Origin of the sequence: Alteromonas sp. S005, assembly GCF_036864475.1 — a bacterium.
Classification (GTDB): domain Bacteria; phylum Pseudomonadota; class Gammaproteobacteria; order Enterobacterales; family Alteromonadaceae; genus Alteromonas.
The window spans coordinates 403,177-422,215 of sequence record NZ_JAZETN010000001.1; the positions used below are offsets into that span (position 1 = coordinate 403,177).

Annotated in this window: 13 protein-coding genes; 11 read left to right on the top strand and 2 right to left on the bottom strand. The window is 45.3% G+C overall.

Features of this window, described 5'->3' with window-relative positions; genetic code table 11:
- The 4 genes from pdhR to lpdA all read left to right on the top strand — a co-directional run bounded on the left by pdhR (position 1) and on the right by lpdA (position 7,249).
- On the top strand, positions 1–747 hold the full coding sequence (gene pdhR / locus V7R55_RS01705) for a pyruvate dehydrogenase complex transcriptional repressor PdhR (protein WP_334056781.1): 747 nt from the start codon (positions 1–3) through the stop codon (positions 745–747).
- Between the two features lie 211 nt (positions 748–958).
- Positions 959–3,634 (top strand): pyruvate dehydrogenase (acetyl-transferring), homodimeric type, encoded by a 2,676-nt coding sequence (gene aceE, locus V7R55_RS01710; protein ID WP_334056783.1) that lies wholly within the window; start codon positions 959–961, stop codon positions 3,632–3,634.
- A gap of 21 nt (positions 3,635–3,655) precedes the next feature.
- Positions 3,656–5,695: a pyruvate dehydrogenase complex dihydrolipoyllysine-residue acetyltransferase gene (gene aceF / locus V7R55_RS01715; RefSeq protein WP_334056785.1), complete on the top strand. Its 2,040-nt coding sequence runs from the start codon at positions 3,656–3,658 to the stop codon at positions 5,693–5,695.
- A 132-nt stretch (positions 5,696–5,827) separates the two neighbouring features.
- Entirely contained in the window at positions 5,828–7,249 is a 1,422-nt protein-coding gene (gene lpdA, locus V7R55_RS01720; RefSeq protein WP_105929621.1) for a dihydrolipoyl dehydrogenase, read from the top strand.
- Between the two features lie 158 nt (positions 7,250–7,407).
- Here lpdA and V7R55_RS01725 read toward each other — a convergent pair whose 3' ends face one another.
- The gene (locus V7R55_RS01725; protein WP_334056787.1) at positions 7,408–8,490 is read right to left on the bottom strand and encodes a LysR family transcriptional regulator; all 1,083 of its coding nucleotides are present in this window, start codon (positions 8,488–8,490) and stop codon (positions 7,408–7,410) included.
- Between the two features lie 404 nt (positions 8,491–8,894).
- Between V7R55_RS01725 and V7R55_RS01730 the strand changes: the two genes are divergently transcribed.
- From V7R55_RS01730 to V7R55_RS01760, 7 genes are all read left to right on the top strand, one after another.
- On the top strand, positions 8,895–10,172 hold the full coding sequence (locus tag V7R55_RS01730) for an efflux RND transporter periplasmic adaptor subunit (protein WP_334056789.1): 1,278 nt from the start codon (positions 8,895–8,897) through the stop codon (positions 10,170–10,172).
- Positions 10,172–13,294 carry an efflux RND transporter permease subunit gene (locus V7R55_RS01735; protein WP_334056792.1) on the top strand — a complete coding sequence of 1,041 codons (3,123 nt, stop codon included), beginning with the start codon at positions 10,172–10,174 and terminating at the stop codon, positions 13,292–13,294. The genes V7R55_RS01730 and V7R55_RS01735 overlap by 1 nt, the downstream gene beginning before the upstream one ends.
- Positions 13,295–13,457: 163 nt before the next feature.
- Positions 13,458–14,168 (top strand): SIMPL domain-containing protein, encoded by a 711-nt coding sequence (locus tag V7R55_RS01740; protein ID WP_334056794.1) that lies wholly within the window; start codon positions 13,458–13,460, stop codon positions 14,166–14,168.
- 195 nt (positions 14,169–14,363) lie between these two features.
- The gene (locus V7R55_RS01745; RefSeq protein WP_334056796.1) at positions 14,364–14,654 is read left to right on the top strand and encodes a DUF1289 domain-containing protein; all 291 of its coding nucleotides are present in this window, start codon (positions 14,364–14,366) and stop codon (positions 14,652–14,654) included.
- 21 nt (positions 14,655–14,675) lie between these two features.
- On the top strand, positions 14,676–15,500 hold the full coding sequence (locus V7R55_RS01750; protein WP_334056797.1) for an HDOD domain-containing protein: 825 nt from the start codon (positions 14,676–14,678) through the stop codon (positions 15,498–15,500).
- Positions 15,501–15,632: 132 nt separating this feature from the next.
- Positions 15,633–16,436 (top strand): DUF481 domain-containing protein, encoded by an 804-nt coding sequence (locus V7R55_RS01755; protein WP_334056799.1) that lies wholly within the window; start codon positions 15,633–15,635, stop codon positions 16,434–16,436.
- A gap of 212 nt (positions 16,437–16,648) precedes the next feature.
- Positions 16,649–17,395 carry a DUF481 domain-containing protein gene (locus V7R55_RS01760; protein ID WP_334056801.1) on the top strand — a complete coding sequence of 249 codons (747 nt, stop codon included), beginning with the start codon at positions 16,649–16,651 and terminating at the stop codon, positions 17,393–17,395.
- 228 nt (positions 17,396–17,623) lie between these two features.
- On the opposite strand, the gene serA is transcribed toward V7R55_RS01760, so the two are convergent.
- Positions 17,624–18,853 carry a phosphoglycerate dehydrogenase gene (gene serA, locus V7R55_RS01765; RefSeq protein ID WP_334056803.1) on the bottom strand — a complete coding sequence of 410 codons (1,230 nt, stop codon included), beginning with the start codon at positions 18,851–18,853 and terminating at the stop codon, positions 17,624–17,626.
- Positions 18,854–19,039: the final 186 nt, after the last annotated feature.

The window sequence follows — 19,039 nt, forward strand, 5'->3', positions numbered from 1 at the left end:
ATGCGTCAGCAGCGAAAAAAACTCTCTGATGTAATTACCGAGCAACTCGAGTCAATGATACTCGACGGTACATTATTGGCTGGGCAAAAGTTACCGCCAGAAAGAGAACTTGCGCTTCAGTTTGATGTGTCGCGTCCATCCTTAAGGGAAGCTATTGGTAATTTGCAAGCGCGCGGTCTGGTAGAGCGTAAGCAGGGCGGCGGTACATTTGTTAACCGCAACTTGAATTCAGCCATGAAAGACCCGCTTATGGACCTTGTAAGCCAGCGCCCTGAGACTCAATTCGATTTGCTTGAATTTCGTCACGCCCTCGAAGGCATGGCGGCCTATTACGCGGCACTTCGTGGTCAACCTGAAGACTATGAAGCATTGAAGCAAGCATTGAACGACGTACCTACGCCGAAAGCGCACGAAAGCAAGCGTGCCCAAGCTGAGGCGCTAGGACAGTTTTATATCATTATGGCAAGAGCATCACACAATATGGTGTTGTTGCACGTAATGAGCACCATGCAAAGCATGCTGGTGGACAATATCGAACGAAACTTTGACATGCTGGCAACGCACCCTGAAGCGGTGGAAGACATTGCTAAGCAGCGTCGTGAAATTGTAGAAGCCATTGCTTCTCGCGACCCTGAAGCTGCGCGTCAGGCATGTAATACGCATTTGGCGTTTATTGAAAAAACGCTATTAACCATTAATCAACGCGATACCCGCGTACAGCGCGCATTGCGACGATTAGAGATTTAGTTACTAGTCTGACCTTTTGTAAGGTAAGGGCTAGATAGCTATTCATTCGCAGAGGCCGGTCAGGTTTTTTCCTGTGCCACTGCAAAAGCAGGTGAGCCAGATTGGGTCACTGTGAGTACAACGTAATTTAGTTTTCCTTCTTTTAGCGCCTTTAAGATAGAGGCAATGCTTAGGGAGGATTTTCTATATAAGCAAAAAATAGGATGGCACCATGTCTGATATGATGCACCAAGATGTAGATCCTCAAGAAACTAAAGAGTGGATTGATGCGCTTGAGTCGGTTTTAGAAGAGGAAGGCGTAGAACGCGCCCATTATTTACTCGAAAAACTTATTGATAAAGCACGTCGCAGCGGAGCGCATTTACCGTATGACGCAACTACTGCCTACATCAATACTATCCCAGCAGCGCAAGAGCCAAAAATGCCTGGCGACTTGACCATCGAAGCGCGCATCCGTGCCGCTATTCGTTGGAACGCATTGATGATTGTATTGCGTGCATCGAAAAAAGACCTAGAGCTTGGTGGCCACATTGGTAGCTTCGCATCATCGGCTATGCTTTACGATGTTGGCTTTAACCACTTCTTCAAAGCGCCTAACGAGAATCAAGGCGGCGACTTTATTTTCGCACAGGGCCATATTTCTCCAGGTATTTATGCGCGCTCGTATATGGAAGGCAACTTAACTGAAGAGCAGTTAAACAACTTCCGTCAAGAGTGTGCTGGCGATGGTCTGTCATCTTATCCACACCCTCACTTGATGAAAGACTACTGGCAATTCCCAACCGTATCTATGGGTCTTGGTCCACTTCAAGCTATCTATACAGCACGCTTCCTTAAGTACCTAACTAACCGTGGTATTAAAGACTGTTCAGGTCAGCGCGTATACTGCTACATGGGTGATGGTGAGTGTGATGAGCCAGAGAGCTTGGGCGCAATTGGTCTTGCGTCTCGCGAAGGCCTAGACAACCTAACGTTTGTTATCAACTGTAATCTACAGCGCCTAGACGGCCCGGTACGTGGTAACGGCAAAATTATCCAAGAACTTGAAGGTACGTTCCGCGGCGCTGGCTGGGAAGTAGTGAAAGTTATTTGGGGTAGCTACTGGGATGAGCTACTGGCTCGCGATAAATCTGGCAAGCTAATTCAGCTTATGGGTGAAACGGTAGATGGCGAATACCAGAACTGTAAAGCCAAAGGCGGCAAGTACACCCGTGAGAACTTCTTTAACAAGTATCCTGAAACAGCGGCACTTGTAGCGAACATGTCTGACGACGACATCTGGCGCTTGAACCGTGGTGGTCACGATCCAGTTAAAGTATTTGCGGCTTACCAAAAAGCTATTGATACGAAAGGTCGTCCAACGGTAATCCTTGCTAAAACGGTTAAAGGTTTCGGTTTAGGTTCTTCAGGTGAAGCGCAAAACGTAGCGCATAACGTTAAGAAAATGGACGTTGATTCAATCAAAGCGTTCCGCGATCGTTTCAATATTCCTGTAGCAGACGAGAAAATTGCTGACCTGCCATACTTCAAGTTCGACGAAGACAGCGAAGAAATGAAGTACCTTCGTGCACGTCGTGAAGCACTAGGCGGTTACTTGCCTTCTCGCCGTGAACAGGCTGAAGAGCAGCTTGAAATTCCTGAGCTAAGTGCATTCGACGCTATCTTAAAAGGTTCAGGTGACCGTCAAGTATCGTCAACCATGACGTTTGTACGTGTACTTAACGCGCTATTGAAAGATAAGAAAATTGGTAAGCGTATTGTGCCAATTATTCCTGATGAAGCCCGTACATTCGGTATGGAAGGCTTATTCCGTCAGGTAGGTATTTACGCTAATGAAGGCCAGAAATACGTACCTCAAGATGCCGATCAAGTGGCTTACTATCGCGAAGATAAGAAAGGTCAGGTATTACAAGAAGGTATCAACGAGTTAGGTGCAATGGCATCGTGGGTTGCGTCGGGTACGTCTTACTCAACGTGTAACGCTACCACTATTCCGTTCTACATTTACTACTCAATGTTTGGTTTCCAACGTGTTGGTGACTTGGCATGGGCAGCAGGCGATAGCCAAGCACGTGGTTTCCTATTAGGCGCAACTGCGGGTAGAACCACGCTTAACGGTGAAGGTCTACAGCACCAGGACGGTCACTCACACGTTCAGGCGAACCTAATCCCTAACTGTATTACTTACGACCCAACGTACGGTTATGAAGTTGCTGTTATCGTTCAAGACGGTCTACGTCGCATGTATGGTAACAACGAGAACATCTTCTATTACCTAACGTTGATGAACGAGAACTATCAGCACCCTGCAATGCCAGAAGGTGATGATGTTGCTGAGCAAATTATTAAAGGTATTTATAAGCTTGAGCGCGTTGAAAACGACAAGTCTAAGCTTAACGTACAGCTAATGGGCTCGGGTACTATCTTGAACGAAGTACGTAAAGCGGCACAGATTCTGTGTGAAGACTACAACGTATCTTCAGACGTTTACTCTGTGACCTCGTTCAACGAGCTAGCGCGTGAAGGGCAAGACGTAGCTCGTTACAACATGCTTAACCCTGAAGCTGAGCAGAAAGTACCTTACATTGGTCAGGTTATTACGAAAGACGCAGGTCCTGCGATTTCTGCCACCGACTATGTGAAGAACTACTCAGACCAAGTACGCGCGTTCATTGAAACTGAATACCGCTGCCTAGGTACAGACGGTTTTGGTCGAAGCGATAGCCGTGAAAACTTGCGTACTCACTTTGAAGTTAATGCGTCATACATTGTGGTGGCATCACTTTACGAATTGGCTCAGCGCGGTGACGTTGAGAAGAAAGTGGTAGCAGAAGCCATTAAGCGTTTTGATATAAACGCTGAAAAACTTAACCCACTTTACGCGTAAGCCAGATAAGGTATTTTACATATGTCAGATATTCAAAAGATTATCGTACCCGACGTAGGCGGTGACGAAGTTGAAGTTATCGAGCTATGTGTTGCCGTAGGCGACAACATTGAGGCTGATGAAGGCGTTGTTACTGTTGAAAGTGACAAGGCGTCAATGGACATCCCAGCACCGTTTGAAGGTGAGATTGTAAGCTTGTCTGTATCAGTAGGCGATAAAATCAAAGAAGGCGATGTGATTGGTGAAATGAAGGCTGCAGGTGGCGACAGTTCTGATGATAGCACCGCTGAAGAATCATCTTCAGACGACGCTTCACAAGAAGACGCGCCTAAGCAAGAAGAAGCACCAAAAGACGAAAGCAAGTCAGAAACAGCACCAGCTGCGTCTGGCGGCAGCGAAGTGATTGAAGTTGCCGTACCGGATATCGGTTCTGACGACGAAGTTGACGTAATCGACGTATTGGTTTCAGCAGGCGATACCATCGAAAAAGAAGATGGGCTAATTACGCTTGAAACCGATAAAGCAACGATGGACGTACCTTCAACACACGCAGGAACGGTGAAAGAAGTATTCATCAGCACTGGCGATAAAGTGAAAGAAGGCACAGTTGTTATTAAGCTTGAAGTAGCGGGCTCAGGCTCGTCTTCAAGTGATTCGGCTACTAGCGATGCTTCTTCTGAAGCATCTGCACCGGCTGCGCAGGAAAGCGAAAAGCAAGAGTCAGCTCCTGCGGCGTCTGCAAGTAGCGAAACCATTGAAGTAGCCGTGCCTGACATTGGTGAAGACGGTGAAGTTGACGTTATCGATGTGCTTGTATCAGCTGGCGATACCGTTGAAAAAGAAGACGGTCTTATCACGCTAGAAACTGATAAAGCCACCATGGATGTACCTTCAACGCACGCAGGTACCATTAAAGAAGTCTTTATCAAAACAGGCGATAAAGTTAAGCAAGGCACATTAGTTGTTAAGCTAGAAACTAGCGGTGGCTCATCTGAACAGGCACCATCTGCACCTAAAGCAGAAAAGCCTGCTGAAGCACCTAAGCAAGAAGCACCTAAACAAGCGTCACAGCAAGAAGCCTCTCAAGGCCGTTCTCCTGTGCCTGCAGCGCCTGAAGCCAAGAATACAGGTAAAGCACATGCGTCGCCTTCGGTTCGCCGTATTGCGCGTGAGTTTGGTGTAGACCTGACTCAAGTTAACGGCTCTGGCCCTAAAAACCGTATCTTGAAAGAAGACGTTCAAGCCTATGTGAAAGCTGAGCTTGCGAAACCTCGCACAGCGGCAGCTTCAGGCAGTGCGCCTGTGGGCGACAATGTGCTTCAAATCGTGCCAGTTAAACCTGTTGATCACAGCAAGTTTGGTGAGATTGAAGAACAGAAGCTTTCTCGTATTCAGAAGATCTCTGGACCGTTCCTACACCGTAACTGGGCGACTATCCCGCACGTTACACAGTTCGACGAAGCCGATATCACTGAAGTGGAATACTTCCGTAAAGAGCAAAACGCTTACCACGCGAAGATTAAGTCTGGCCTTAAAATTACGCCACTCGTATTCGTAATGAAAGCGGTAGCGAAAGCCCTTGAGAAGTACGAAGTATTCAACTCATCACTGTCTGACGACGGCGAGAGCTTAATCATCAAGAAGTTCATCAACATTGGTATCGCGGTTGAAACACCGGGTGGCCTTGTTGTACCTGTTATTCGCGATGTGAATAAAAAAGGTATTGAAGAGCTTTCTCGCGAGCTTATCGAAACATCTAAGAAAGCCCGTGAAGGCAAGCTTAAAGCGGCTGACATGCAAGGTGGTACATTCACAATCTCTAGCCTAGGTGGTATTGGCGGTACGGCGTTTACGCCTATTGTAAATGCACCAGAAGTCGCCATATTAGGTGTGTCTAAGTCTGAGATGAAGCCTAAGTGGAATGGTAAAGAGTTTGAGCCGCGCTTAATGGTGCCGCTAAGCCTGTCATACGACCACCGAGTAATCGATGGTGCGGTAGGTGCAAGATTCTCTACTGAGGTTGCTGCAAACCTAACTGACTTGCGCAGAATCATACTTTAAATAAAAGGTCGAAAAAGTTTACAATATCAGTAACATTTTCGACGATTTTATAAGCCCATTTGGTGGCATTTAGGTTATGCTATTACACAAAAGTAATAGCATGACCCTACAAGAACAGGATTGAGGTTCACAATGAGCGAAATTAAAACGCAATTGGTGGTACTGGGCGGCGGCCCTGGCGGTTATTCAGCAGCATTCCGTGCGGCTGACTTAGGTATTGAAACAGTTATCGTAGACTCACGCGACACGCTTGGTGGTGTTTGTCTAAACGTTGGCTGTATCCCTTCAAAAGCCCTTCTTCACGTTGCTAAAGTGATGAAAGAAGCGAAGCACCTTGCTAGCCACGGTGTATCGTTTGGCGAGCCTACCATCGATTTAGATAAAATCCGCGAATACAAAGACGGCGTTGTTAAGCAATTAACAAATGGCCTTAGCGGTATGTCTAAAATGCGTAAAACCAAGCATGTACAAGGTTTCGGTAAATTTACAGGCGCAAACACCCTAGAAGTAAAAAATGGTGACGACGTTACTACTATTACTTTCGAGAAAGCGATTATTGCTGCGGGTTCTGAGCCAGTAAGCCTACCGTTTATCCCGGAAGATGATCGTGTAATCGACTCTACTGGTGCTTTGGAAATGAAAGACATTCCAGAGAAAATGCTAGTACTAGGTGGTGGTATCATCGGCCTAGAAATGGGTACAGTGTATGAAGCACTTGGCTCAAAAATCGATGTAGTAGAATTCTTAGACCAGCTTATTCCAGCTGCTGACAAAGACATCATGAAAGTATTCATGAAAGACTACAAAGAAAAATTCAACATCATGCTTGAAACCAAAGTAACTGCGGTTGAAGCAAAAGATGATGGTTTATACGTGACGTTTGAAGGTAAAAACGCGCCATCCGAGCAAGTACGTTACGACAAAGTACTTGTTGCTGTTGGCCGTAAGCCAAACGGTAAGCTAGTGGGTGCTGACGCTGCTGGCGTAAACGTAGACGAGCGTGGCTTTATCAATGTTGATAAGCAAATGCGTACCAACGTTGACCACATCTTCGCGATTGGTGACCTAGTAGGTCAGCCTATGCTTGCGCACAAAGCGGTTCACGAAGGTCACGTTGCAGCAGAAGTTATTGCTGGACAGAAGCACTACTTTGACCCACGTGGTATTCCTTCAGTAGCGTACACTGAGCCAGAAGTTGCTTGGGTTGGTGTAACTGAGAAAGAAGCAAAAGAGCAGGGTTTAAGCTACGAAACTGCAACCTTCCCATGGGCTGCATCTGGCCGTGCAATTGCTTCTGATGCCACTAACGGTATGACCAAGATGATCTTCGATAAAGAAACAGGTCGAGTAATTGGTGGTGCTATGGTCGGTACTAACGCCGGTGAAATGCTAGGTGAAATTGGCTTGGCACTAGAAATGGGTGCTGACGCTGAAGACGTGGCGCTAACTATCCACGCTCACCCAACGCTTAACGAGTCTATTGGTCTTGCGTCTGAAATCTTCGAAGGAAGCATTACTGACCTGCCAAACCCAAAAGCGAAGAAAAAGAAGTAAATTAGCTTCTTTGTTCGAACTATCAAAAAAACCGCTCATTGAAGCGGTTTTTTTATTGGGGCTGTGAATGTTTTAGAACCACCTCACCTGCGATAATACAGCGTGATTACGAACATGTTAAGTCTCGCTGAGTGAGTGGTTATCTAAGCGAACTGATATTAAGCCGTTTCTTTTCCCACCGCTACGGTGTCGTGTTCTTCGGCCATTTCATCATTGCTGGGCATTTTCAAATGCGCTGGCGTAAATTCTTCACAGTCCATATTGCGCTGGTCCATAAAGCGTTTAACCGTATCGGCACAATAGGCTTTTCTACAGCATTGAGACAGCAGCATTTCATGACGTTGTACACGCTCGCGAATAAACTTAACTACTAAGCTTCTTAGCCACTGCAAGCCAGCGTCTTGGTCCTGGCGCTTATGCCACATTACAGATAGAGGGGAGCTAATAATTTCTACAGGCGTTTCAAACACTGCTAGTTCACCTGAGAAAATCTCTCTCTCCATTACAAGCGAGGGCGCAACGCAAATAAGGTTACTCTCTTTTAATAGCGGGGTAGCGTTGTAAAACTGATTTACTGACATCGCAACGCGGCGCTTGAGGCCCAAATTAGCGAGCGCCTGATCGGTTGGGCCGGTTACATCGCCTGTCACTGACACTAGCAAGTGATCTGCTGCTACAAAGTCTTCCAACGATAATTGTGATTTTGCTAGTGGATGATCAGGACGCATTACCACAACCCAGCTTGGGTCAAGTACATGTTCAGAGCGAATTACAGAGCCGGGCTCTTGGTGTTTAGAGAAGGTCAGTTCAGCTTCGGCATCTTTAAGTATTTTATCCGTTTCCATATCGTAATTAGGAATAGCATGGATATTAATACCAGGCGCTTCGTTCTCAATAACTTTGCGAAGCGGCCCCCACACCATAGATACAATGCTGTCTGTGGCTGCAATACGAAAAGTCCGCTTTGCCGTTGCGGGGTTAAAGTCAGTCGGGTTTACGGCAACTTCAAGTTCGCCTAACGGGCCTTGAATCTGACTCCACAAGTTTTTTGCAAAAGAGGTGGGCTGAATACCACGGCCGTCTTTTACAAATAGTTCGTCGTTCCAGGCAGTGCGCATGCGGGACAATGCATTAGAGACCGCAGGTTGCGTCATCGATAGTCTATCGGCTGCGCGAGTAATGGCACCCTCAGTCATGATGGCATCAAAAATCATCAATAAATTTAAATCATGTGGACGCATGGTTGTCTCCGGTATCTATTGCGGACAATCTACTTTCATCTATCGAACAATGAAAAAAGCTGCCGTTTACTTCGTTTTTGACTATGTAATTTAACTGACATAGTTTAGTTATAGGTTATAGCTAGAAGCATTTATTTTCCAAATGAATGCGACGAGCGACACTGGTACACTATATCGCTGTAACCGTTGTTCTCCCTAAGCTCTCGCTTTTTATGCGGTTATTCTCATTTTCTCTGCGAAACCATTCTTCTAAATTTTTAAAAGTAGTTGTCTCTGTCAGCCCGATCTTCAATATATAACATCGTGTGATGTGTTGCATATAAAAAGATAATTATTTTTATTGTTTGGGGGTGTGCATAATGCGCAGCATCAAACTTTAGTTTAATTTTTTAGAGAATCTTGCAATGAAAACTTTTACCCGTCTATTGGCAATAGTCAGCCTAACTGCGCTTGTCGCTGCATGCGGTGGTGACGAGCAGGATCCAAGCCAATCAATGAGCGCTGGCGCAAATGCTGGTGTTCCTGTTGATGTGGCAACGGTTGTGTCTCAGCGTTTAACCGAGTGGGATAATTTTACAGGTCGTTTAGAGTCTCCGCACATTGTTGCGCTTCGCCCTCGCGTGTCGGGCTATATTGATTTTGTTGCATTTGATGAAGGCGAATATGTCGAACAAGGGCAAACCCTATTCTTAATTGATAACCGCACGTTTAAAGCAGAAGTTGATCGATTGACTGCACAGCTTGAAGAAGCTAAAAGTCGCGTTCAGTTGGCAGAGCAAAACTATAGCCGTGCTTTTAAACTTCGTAAAACCCAGGCGGTTTCTGAAGAAGTTCTTGATGCCCGTTTAGCTGAGAAAAATCAAGCACTTGCTAGCTTAAATCAAACGCAAGCCGCACTTGAAGTAGCGCGCCTAAATCGAGGCTTTGCTCGTGTTGAAGCACCTATTTCTGGACGTATTTCTCGAGCAAACATCACTGAAGGTAACTTTGTTACTGCAGGACAAACAGAGTTGACTCGCATCGTATCGACCGACCGTTTATATGCGTATTTCGATATTGATGAGCAGACCTACCTAAACTATCTAACTGATAAATCAGCGGCTTCAACAGCAGTGAGCGAGCAGCCAGTTGCGATGCGCCTTGCTAACGAGTCTGATTATAACCACTGGGGTCAAATTGATTTCATCGACAACCAGGTTAACGGTAGCACCGGCACACTTCGCGTTCGTGCCGTATTTAATAACGAAGACGGTCGTTTAATTCCGGGATTATTTGCACACTTAAAATTGGCAGGTGACACCGATGAACAGGGCATTCTTATTAAAGAAAAAGCTATCGGCACAGATCTTAATAACAAGTTCGTACTGGTTGTAAATGACGAAAGTAAAGTGGAATACCGTGCGGTTAAGCTAGGCGACAAAGTGGGCAGCATGCGCATCATCACAAGCGGCTTGAATGTAAACGACACCATTGTGGTTGATGGCTTACAGCGCGTTCGCCCTGGTGCCCAGGTTGCCGCTAACGAAGTGCCTATGGGTGATGAAGATGCTTTGGCAAACTTATCTAGCTGGCAGTCACGTGTTGATAACGCTACACAAGTAACCCAAAGCATGGCGCAGGTTGAAGATGTTTTATCTGGTGGTTCATTTACCTCAGGTGCAGCAACAGCAGGTCTTAAGTAATGAATATCTCGCAGTTTTTCATTAGCCGCCCGATTTTTGCGGGCGTGCTTTCCCTACTTATTTTTATCGGTGGTGCTATTGCCGTATGGCAACTGCCTATCACTGAATACCCTGAAGTAGTGCCGCCTACCGTGGTGGTAACTGCGAATTATCCTGGTGCAAACCCAGAAGTTATCGCCGAAACAGTTGCAACGCCGTTAGAACAAGAAATTAACGGTGTTGAAAACATGCTGTATATGTCATCACAGGCAACCAGTGATGGCCGTATGACGCTAACTGTTACCTTCGCGATTGGTACAGACCCAGACGAAGCAACCACGCTGGTGCAAAACCGTGTGAATCGCGCTACACCGCGTTTACCTCAAGAAGTGCAGCGCTTGGGTGTGGTTACCGAAAAGTCCTCGCCAGATTTAACCATGGTGGTACATTTAACGTCGCCTGATAAACGTTATGACATGCTGTATCTTTCGAACTATGCCGATCAGTTTGTTAAAGACGAATTAGCTCGCATAAATGGAGTAGGGCAAGTGCGCCTGTTCGGTGCTGGTGAATTCAGCATGCGAGTATGGTTAGATCCTAACAAACTGGCTGCGCTCCAGCTAAACCCTGGCGATGTGGCAGCAGCTATTGCCGACCAAAACCAGCAAGCGGCGGCAGGTAGCCTTGGCGCACAGCCTACGGGTACCAGCGAATTTCAGCTGCTTATCAATGTGCGCGGCCGTTTAAAAGATGAAGCCGAATTTGAAAATATTATTGTTAAGTCGGGTGAGAATGGTGAAATAACCCGTCTTAAAGACGTTGCGCGTATCGAACTAGGTTCAGAGTTTTATGCACTGCGTTCACTTATTAACAATAACCCTGCGGCAGCGGTGCCGGTTTTCCAAGCACCAGGTTCTAATGCAATCCAAATTTCAGATGACGTTCGCGCTCGCATGGCGGAGCTGTCAAAAGCGTTCCCTGAAGGCCTTGAATACGAAATTGCCTACGACCCTACCGTATTTGTTCGCGGTTCGATTGAAGCGGTTATTAGTACACTTCTTGAAGCAGTATTGTTAGTTGTACTTGTTGTTGTACTGTTCTTACAAACATGGCGTGCGTCTATTATCCCACTCGTTGCAGTACCTATTTCACTTGTGGGAACGTTCGCCTTTATGCAGCTAATGGGCTTCTCGCTTAATGCACTGTCGCTGTTTGGTCTAGTGTTGGCAATCGGTATTGTTGTGGACGACGCCATCGTTGTTGTCGAAAACGTAGAGCGTAATATTTCTGAAGGCAAAGCGCCGTTTGAAGCCACCGTACAGGCAATGAAAGAAGTAACCGGTCCTATCATTGCCACAACACTGGTACTAGCTGCGGTATTCGTACCTACTGCTTTCATGAGCGGTCTTACCGGGCAGTTTTATAAGCAGTTTGCGCTAACAATTACTATCTCTACGGTAATTTCTGCAATTAACTCGTTAACGCTTAGCCCTGCATTATCTGCATTGCTGTTGAAACCTCACGGTAAAGCGAATGACTGGTTAACCCGTTTAATGGATAAAGTGTTTGGCCGCTTTGTATTTTCACCGTTTAACCGTTTCTTTGAGCGTAACTCAAAGCGCTATACTGGTGCTGTGGGTGGGCTTATCCGTAAGAGCAGTATCATCATGGTGCTTTACGCGGGTCTGTTAGGGCTCACTTACTTCCAGTTTGCCAATACACCAACAGGCTATGTTCCGCCGCAAGATAAGCAGTATTTGGTCGCCTTTGCTCAACTGCCTAATGCAGCAAGCTTAGACAGAACTGAAGAAGTGATCCGTGAAATGTCTCGTATTGCTATGGAACACCCTGGTGTTGAAGATGCAATTGCATTCCCTGGCTTGAATATTAACGGGTTTACCAATAGTCCAAGCTCAGGCGTGTTGTTTGCAACGCTGACTGACTTTGATAAAAGAACGACGCCTGATCTATCTGGTAGCGCGATTGCTGCACAGCTTAACCAGAACTTTGGGTCTATAAAAGGTGCCTTTGTGGCAATATTCCCGCCGCCACCAGTAATGGGGTTAGGCACGATTGGTGGTTTCCGTTTACAGGTTGAAGACAGAGGGAACCTAGGCTTTGAAGAACTTGAGCGCGTAACGCAAGAAGTGATTGGCAAAGCGTGGGCACACCCAGCGCTAACCGATGCATTTACCAGCTTCACTGTTGCTGTACCTCAGCTCGATGTAGATGTAGACCGTGAAAAAGCGGTGAGCCAAGGTGTAAACATCGATACCTTGTTTACCACCATGCAGGGCTACTTAGGTTCGTTATACGTGAACGACTTCAACTTGTTCGGTAGAACTTACCAAGTAAATGTACAAGCTGATGCCCAATACCGTCAGGATATTGAGAACATTACACAGTTTAAAGTGCGTAATGCACAAGGTGAGATGATCCCACTTGGCTCATTCTTGAATATTGAGCACAGCGCTGGTCCTGACCGTGTAATGCACTATAACGGATACGTCACCGCTGAAATAAACGGTGCAGCAGCGCCAGGCTATTCGTCTGACCAAGCGAAGGCAGCTATTGAAGAAATACTGGCTGAAACATTACCACTTGGCATGACTTACGAGTGGACAGAGATCACCTATCAGCAAATATTAGCGGGTAATGCATCTGCGTTTGTATTCCCATTAGTTGTGCTTTTAGTGTTCTTAGTGCTGGCTGCGCAATACGAAAGCCTGCGTTTGCCACTGGCAATCATATTGATTGTTCCCATGACTTTGCTGAGCGCGCTTATTGGTGTGCAAGTTTACGGCGGCGACAACAATATTTTCACCCAAATAGGTTTGATTGTACTGGTTGGCCTTGCAACGAAGAACGCCATTCTTATTGTCGAGTTTGCAAAAGAGCTACAAGACAAGGGGATGGACGCGCTTTCAGCCATTAAAGAAGCAAGTCGCTTACGTCTTCGTCCAATACTAATGACATCCATTGCTTTCATCATGGGTGTGCTGCCAATGGCGGTATCAACCGGTGCCGGCTCTGAAATGCGTCAGGCCATGGGTGTGGCAGTATTCTCAGGCATGATTGGTGTTACCGTATTTGGACTTATCCTAACTCCGGTATTTTATTACCTGATACAGCGTAAAGGTTAACTCTCCCGTCTACCCAAGCGTTGCCCTCTTAAGGGGCTCTTTAGGCCACTCATTTGAGTGGCCTTTTTTTTGCCACCATTGGTCAGCTTTTATCTCGTTTTGTGAAACCGAAAAGCTTATATTCGCTTGTATCCTGTTGAAAACAGAAAGAATGGAGATTCGAATGAAAATAGGTGCGGCGATAGTAATGGCGATGGGCATGGTGGTTGCTGTGTCTTTGCTTGGTGTTCAGGTGTCTTCTGCCATGAACGATATGCAAACGTGGGATAGAGTAGTAACCGTAAAAGGATTGTCAGAGCGAGAATACATTGCTGATCAGGTTATTTGGCCTATTCAATTTGTCGACGCGGGCAATGACTTACCTCAACTGTATGAACATATCGAAAAGAATAGCCTTCAGGTGGCTAACTTTTTAGAAGAGAAGGGCATATCAGCAGAAAGCATTACTATTGGAAAGCCTGAAATAAATGACAAATTGGCGCAACAATACGGAAGTAGTGAAAAAGCGCCATTTCGCTACAGTGCCATTCAAACTGTTACTGTCTTTTCCAATGATGTTGAAAAGGTGCGAGCGCTTATGCAGCAAATTGGGGAGTTAATTAAAACTGGTATTGTATTATCAGACCAAAGCTACCGCGCTCAGCCCGACTATGTATTTACCCGCTTAAACGAAGTAAAGCCGGAAATGATTGAAGAAGCTACGCTCAACGCACGAGAGGTTGCGGAAAAATTTGCCAAAGATTCAAAAAGTACGTTGGGCAAAATTAAGCGCGCTAACCAAGGGCAGTTCAGTATTTCTAGTCGCGATAGTCATCATCCACACATTAAGAAGGTGCGGGTAGTGTCTACCATTGAATATACTCTTGTGGATTGATATTCATGCTATGCTAAAAACAATATGTCGATACGGGTAGCTAACACACGTACGCAATTAGTGTATTCCATGTACTTCATGCATTAGATTACTGCTAATGTCTACTGGCTAGACGCGTAAGTATACGTTTTAATTTAACTAGGCGCTGATGATGTCAGTGCTTACATCTCAATGACTAAGGGTGGCAAGCCTGAAATGACGGACCCAAAAGCGCAGTCCCAACAGCTTGAATTCTTTGAAATTCCAAGCCCATGTGTTGGCGTCTGTGAGTCAGGTCCAAGAGGTTTTTGTAAAGGTTGTTACAGAAGTCGAGATGAACGCCTTTATTGGCTGAAAGTAGATGATGCTACAAAACGAAAGATAATCAGTGCCTGTGTAAGACGTAAAAAAGCAGTAGCGGCTAAGTTACGCAAAGCGCAAGGGCTTAAAAGTGAGGAAACAGCGCAGCAGATTCCTCTTTTCGATAAGCCGCCTGAAAGTGGTTAAAAGAGAGTTTGAGAATATTTAATGTCGTTAGATAAGTATGTTTCGTACGCCGGTAAATCCTTTACGTTACCCGATATATGTATGCGCTTGCGCTCAACGCTAGACGACCCTCGTTCTAGTATGGAAGATATTGCTGTATTAATAGGCGCCGACCCTTCACTTACTGCAAAGGTCTTACGCCTAGCTAACAGTTCGCTTTTTCGTTTCCCCTCTCAAATCGAATCCGTTACAAAAGCTATAAACGTCATAGGCGGTGAAGCACTCTATAATTTGGTCATCGCTGAAACGGCCACCTCTGCTTTTAAGCACTTCGATACATTGTTAATTGATTTAGACAAACATTGGCATGCCTCAGTTTATTGCGGCATGGTCGCGAAGAGTTTGGCGATGCGATTAAACGTTCGTGGCGCTGAACGCTTCTTTGTCATGGGGATTCTTCAGAACCTCAGTGAGCTCGTTATCGCAAAAAAGGAACCAAAGCGTTACGACGATTATCGTCATACTCAAACTAGCGAGTTGCCACATATTGAACAGCTTGCCCATTTCGGTTTTACGTTTGCACAGTGTAGCGGTATCATACTCGAAAAATGGCACTTACCTATTGGTTTGTACTATCCGGTAACATTTATGAACGACGAATCAAAATACACGTCCGACGTTGATATTTGTGTCCTTGCTCTTGCAAGTCGTATTACGCTTAGCCAACTTGATAAAGAAAGTTACGCTGATATTGAACTTTTTACGCCAGAGATAGCCAATACAGTAAGTCTCGACATGGAAGTGATAAGTAATTCAATTGAATATGCTGAGCAAGAAACAGCAAAAATTGTGTCGCTTATTCACTGAGCTTTCAGCGCGCTAAATCGGTAAAGTATTTTACATCGCAGAACATAGCTAAGCTCCGCCAGAGGACTGGTATTATAAACGTCTCAATTAGACGTAATCTAATAACTATAAAGCTCGACGTAAAACCAGATTATGTTCAGAAAAATCTTCCGCCCACATGTTTTTGTAGGTGCCATATGTTTTGGCGTGTGTTTTTCAGCTCATGCTAGAGACCTCATCGAGACCCTTTATCACGCTGATTTCACTCCCGATGCCGATGATGAAATACCACGTTTTACATTAGACGGAGAGCTCGGTGTTCTTGTTAATACCGGCAACACATCTGCAGCCAGCGTGAAAGCGGCAGTGAATGCCGACCATGAAACTGAAAACTGGAGCAGTATTTATTTTGCTGAGCTGCTGTACAAAGAAAGCGGTACGCCTACCACGCAGCGCGACATAAGTGCACAGCGCTTTTTTACCAGCGCACAATTCGACTATAAACTGCTTACGCCTGGCCGCCGCCTTTTCATGTATGGCGATTACGAAGACGATAAGTTTACAGGGTATGAGCACAGAGCTTCATTAGCCGCGGGTTGGTCACAGCGCGTTTGGCGAAATGAAGATAGTGAGTTTCGCTACAGCGTGGGGCCAGGATACACCTTTATAGAAGCAGAAGAAGACAGCGATACCCTCGTTAATGACGGTGTAATAGTGCGCGCGTCTGCCGAGTATAAATATCACTGGAGCTCGGGTGCCAAATTAAGACAATTTGTTAGTACAGAGGCCGGCGAAGAAAATACAAAATCCCGCTCAGAAACCTCGCTTTCTGCCAATGTGTTTGGATCATTGGCAATGAAGTTATCATTCATATTAAATCACGAAACAGACACCCCTCAAGATGTCGCGGCGTTAAGTACAGAAACATCGGTAGCGCTGGTTTATCAATTCTTTTAGTCAATTAGTGTAAATTAACAGTCGAATATAGGCTTTTTGCCGCGTGCGCATTGACTGATAGGCTTGAAAATGTACACTGCGCACCATTGTTTGTGGTGCCAATCCCTTGGGGCATTACTTAATAGACTTCTTTTAAAACTCGTGTTGTACCGCCTTGCAGTTCAAAAGGTATCGCGTACAACGAATGGACCGATAATCAATAGGATTGTTCAATGAAAAAGCAAGTGCTTGCATCTCTAGTTGCAATTTCTCTTTCTCCGGCTGTTTTCGCTCAAGACGATGAGGTGAAGCCTTTTAGTATGGAAGGTGAGCTAGGTTTTATCTCGACCTCAGGTAACACTGAAACAACATCTATCAGCGCAGGTATTCAAGCCCACCAAGAGCTCGAGAAGTGGAGTAACGACTACGTCTTAAAAGGTCTCTATAAACAAGAGACTGTGGAAGGCGATGACGGAGAAGATATTGAATTTACTTCTGCACAGAAGTTCTTCGGTTCAGCGCAGGGTAACTACAAACTCGCTAACCCAGATAACCGTTTATTCGGATTCGCATCTTATGAAGATGATCGGTTCAGCAACTTTAATTACCAGGCTACTGTAGCTGCGGGTTGGAACCAAAAGGTTCTTCAGAACAAGCGCCACACCCTTGAATATTCAATTGGTCCTGGTTACTCGTTTATCGAAACACAAGAAGATGAAAATCTTGATAGCGTTATCGTCCGTGCATCGACAGCGTACTCTTGGAAGATTTCTGACACAGCTAAGTTTACGCAAACTGTGAGTACGGAAATGGGTTCTGACAACACAAAATCACGTGCTGAATCAGCTCTGACCGCTACGATTAGCGGAAACCTTTCTATGCGTCTTTCCTTTAAACTTGATCACAACACCAACGTTGACGATGATGTAGAAAAGCTTGATACAGAAACGGCTGTAAGCCTAGTGTACAACTTCTTCTAAGCTTTACTGAGTTGCCCAGGCTTATTCACGTTGAGTTTGGGCTCTTTAATGTTTTACGTTGATAAGTCTTTTCTGTGTCGATGCCACCGATTTGAAAATGTCGATAGAGCAGGCACAGGAAGGAAAGAATCACTCAGTAAATCGGGAATACAGATACAAAAAACGCTGCATTTTTGCAGCGTTTTTTTTAACTAAATATCAAGCGAGCTTTTTTGTTAAACGCTATGTTTAATGAAGAATTCGGGTTTTAATGGTGCCATCTATTTGCTGAAGTTCCGCTAGCGCTTCATAGCCGCGATCTTCTTTAACATCCACTACCACATACCCTATTTCAGCGTTTGTTTGTAAGTACTGCGCTTCAATGTTGATGCCTTTTTCAGCGAATGCTTGGTTAATTTGCGTAAGTATACCTGGCTGGTTTTTGTGTACGTGAAGCAGACGTGAACGACCAGTGTGCTCAGGAAGTGATACTTCAGGGAAGTTAACCGCAGACAAAGTAGAGCCGTTGTCGCTGTATTTTGCGAGCTTACCCGCTACTTCAATACCAATGTTTTCTTGCGCTTCTTGTGTGCTTCCGCCTACGTGTGGCGTAAGAATAACGTTATCAAATGCGCGAAGCGGAGACTCAAACTCCTCAGTGTTAGACTTTGGCTCTACGGGGAACACATCGATGGCAGCGCCGTTAAGGTGGCCACTTTCCAGCGCCTTAGCCAGTGCGTCAATATCGACTACGGTTCCGCGGGATGCGTTAATAAGAATGCTGCCTTCTTTCATTTGAGACAGTTCTTTTTCGCCAATCATATCTTGGGTTTGAGGCGTTTCGGGAACGTGTAGCGATACTACATCAGAGGTATTAAGTAGCTTTTCAAGCGACTTCACCTGAGCAGAATTACCTAACACTAACTTGTCTTCGATATCGAAAAATTGAACGCGCATGCCCAGATGTTCAGCAAGAATACTAAGCTGTGTACCTATGTGGCCATAACCAATAATACCTAAGGTCTTTCCGCGAGCTTCATAAGAGCCTACTGCAGTTTTCTCCCACTCACCGCGGTGTGCCTTAGCATTTTTGCTTGGTACTTGGCGAAGCAAAAGAATAATTTGTCCAAGAACGAGTTCTGCAACTGAGCGTGTGTTAGAAAAAGGCGCGTTGAAAACTGGAATACCACGGCGCTGTGTGGCTTCAAGGTTAACCTGGTTGGTACCAATGCAGAAACAGCCGATGGCAACAAGTTTTTGTGCTGCATCAACTACTTTTTCAGTAATTTGAGTGCGTGAACGAATGCCAACAAAGTGGGCGTCTTTGATTTTCTCTATTAACTCATCTTCAGGAAGAGAGGTTTTGAGAAATTCAATATTGCTATACCCATTGCTTTGTAGTGTTTCCAAAGCACTTTGGTGAACACCTTCCAACAACAAAATTCGGATTTTATCCTTCTCTAATGAAACTTTGCTCATGAACTCGCTATCTCTCGCTGATTTAATTGGGGTTGCTGGCAATGCGAACCATAGACTATCGTGGTTTTCTCAGTAGTAAATAATCTAAATATGCACTACTTTCTTTGCGATAGAGCCTGGTCTAGCGCCTGCTATCTAGCGTTTTAAATTACGCTAATTGCTTTAATAAAAAAGGTTTACAACCTA

Bases quoted from the DNA above. Each gene is read 5' to 3' on its own strand.
- pdhR (WP_334056781.1), top strand. From the start codon at position 1: ATGCGTCAGCAGCGAAAAAAACTCTCTGATGTAATTACCGAGCAACTC.
- aceE (WP_334056783.1), top strand. From the start codon at position 959: ATGTCTGATATGATGCACCAAGATGTAGATCCTCAAGAAACTAAAGAG.
- aceF (WP_334056785.1), top strand. From the start codon at position 3,656: ATGTCAGATATTCAAAAGATTATCGTACCCGACGTAGGCGGTGACGAA.
- lpdA (WP_105929621.1), top strand. From the start codon at position 5,828: ATGAGCGAAATTAAAACGCAATTGGTGGTACTGGGCGGCGGCCCTGGC.
- V7R55_RS01725 (WP_334056787.1), bottom strand. From the start codon at position 8,490: ATGCGTCCACATGATTTAAATTTATTGATGATTTTTGATGCCATCATG.
- V7R55_RS01730 (WP_334056789.1), top strand. From the start codon at position 8,895: ATGAAAACTTTTACCCGTCTATTGGCAATAGTCAGCCTAACTGCGCTT.
- V7R55_RS01735 (WP_334056792.1), top strand. From the start codon at position 10,172: ATGAATATCTCGCAGTTTTTCATTAGCCGCCCGATTTTTGCGGGCGTG.
- V7R55_RS01740 (WP_334056794.1), top strand. From the start codon at position 13,458: ATGAAAATAGGTGCGGCGATAGTAATGGCGATGGGCATGGTGGTTGCT.
- V7R55_RS01745 (WP_334056796.1), top strand. From the start codon at position 14,364: ATGACGGACCCAAAAGCGCAGTCCCAACAGCTTGAATTCTTTGAAATT.
- V7R55_RS01750 (WP_334056797.1), top strand. From the start codon at position 14,676: ATGTCGTTAGATAAGTATGTTTCGTACGCCGGTAAATCCTTTACGTTA.
- V7R55_RS01755 (WP_334056799.1), top strand. From the start codon at position 15,633: ATGTTCAGAAAAATCTTCCGCCCACATGTTTTTGTAGGTGCCATATGT.
- V7R55_RS01760 (WP_334056801.1), top strand. From the start codon at position 16,649: ATGAAAAAGCAAGTGCTTGCATCTCTAGTTGCAATTTCTCTTTCTCCG.
- serA (WP_334056803.1), bottom strand. From the start codon at position 18,853: ATGAGCAAAGTTTCATTAGAGAAGGATAAAATCCGAATTTTGTTGTTG.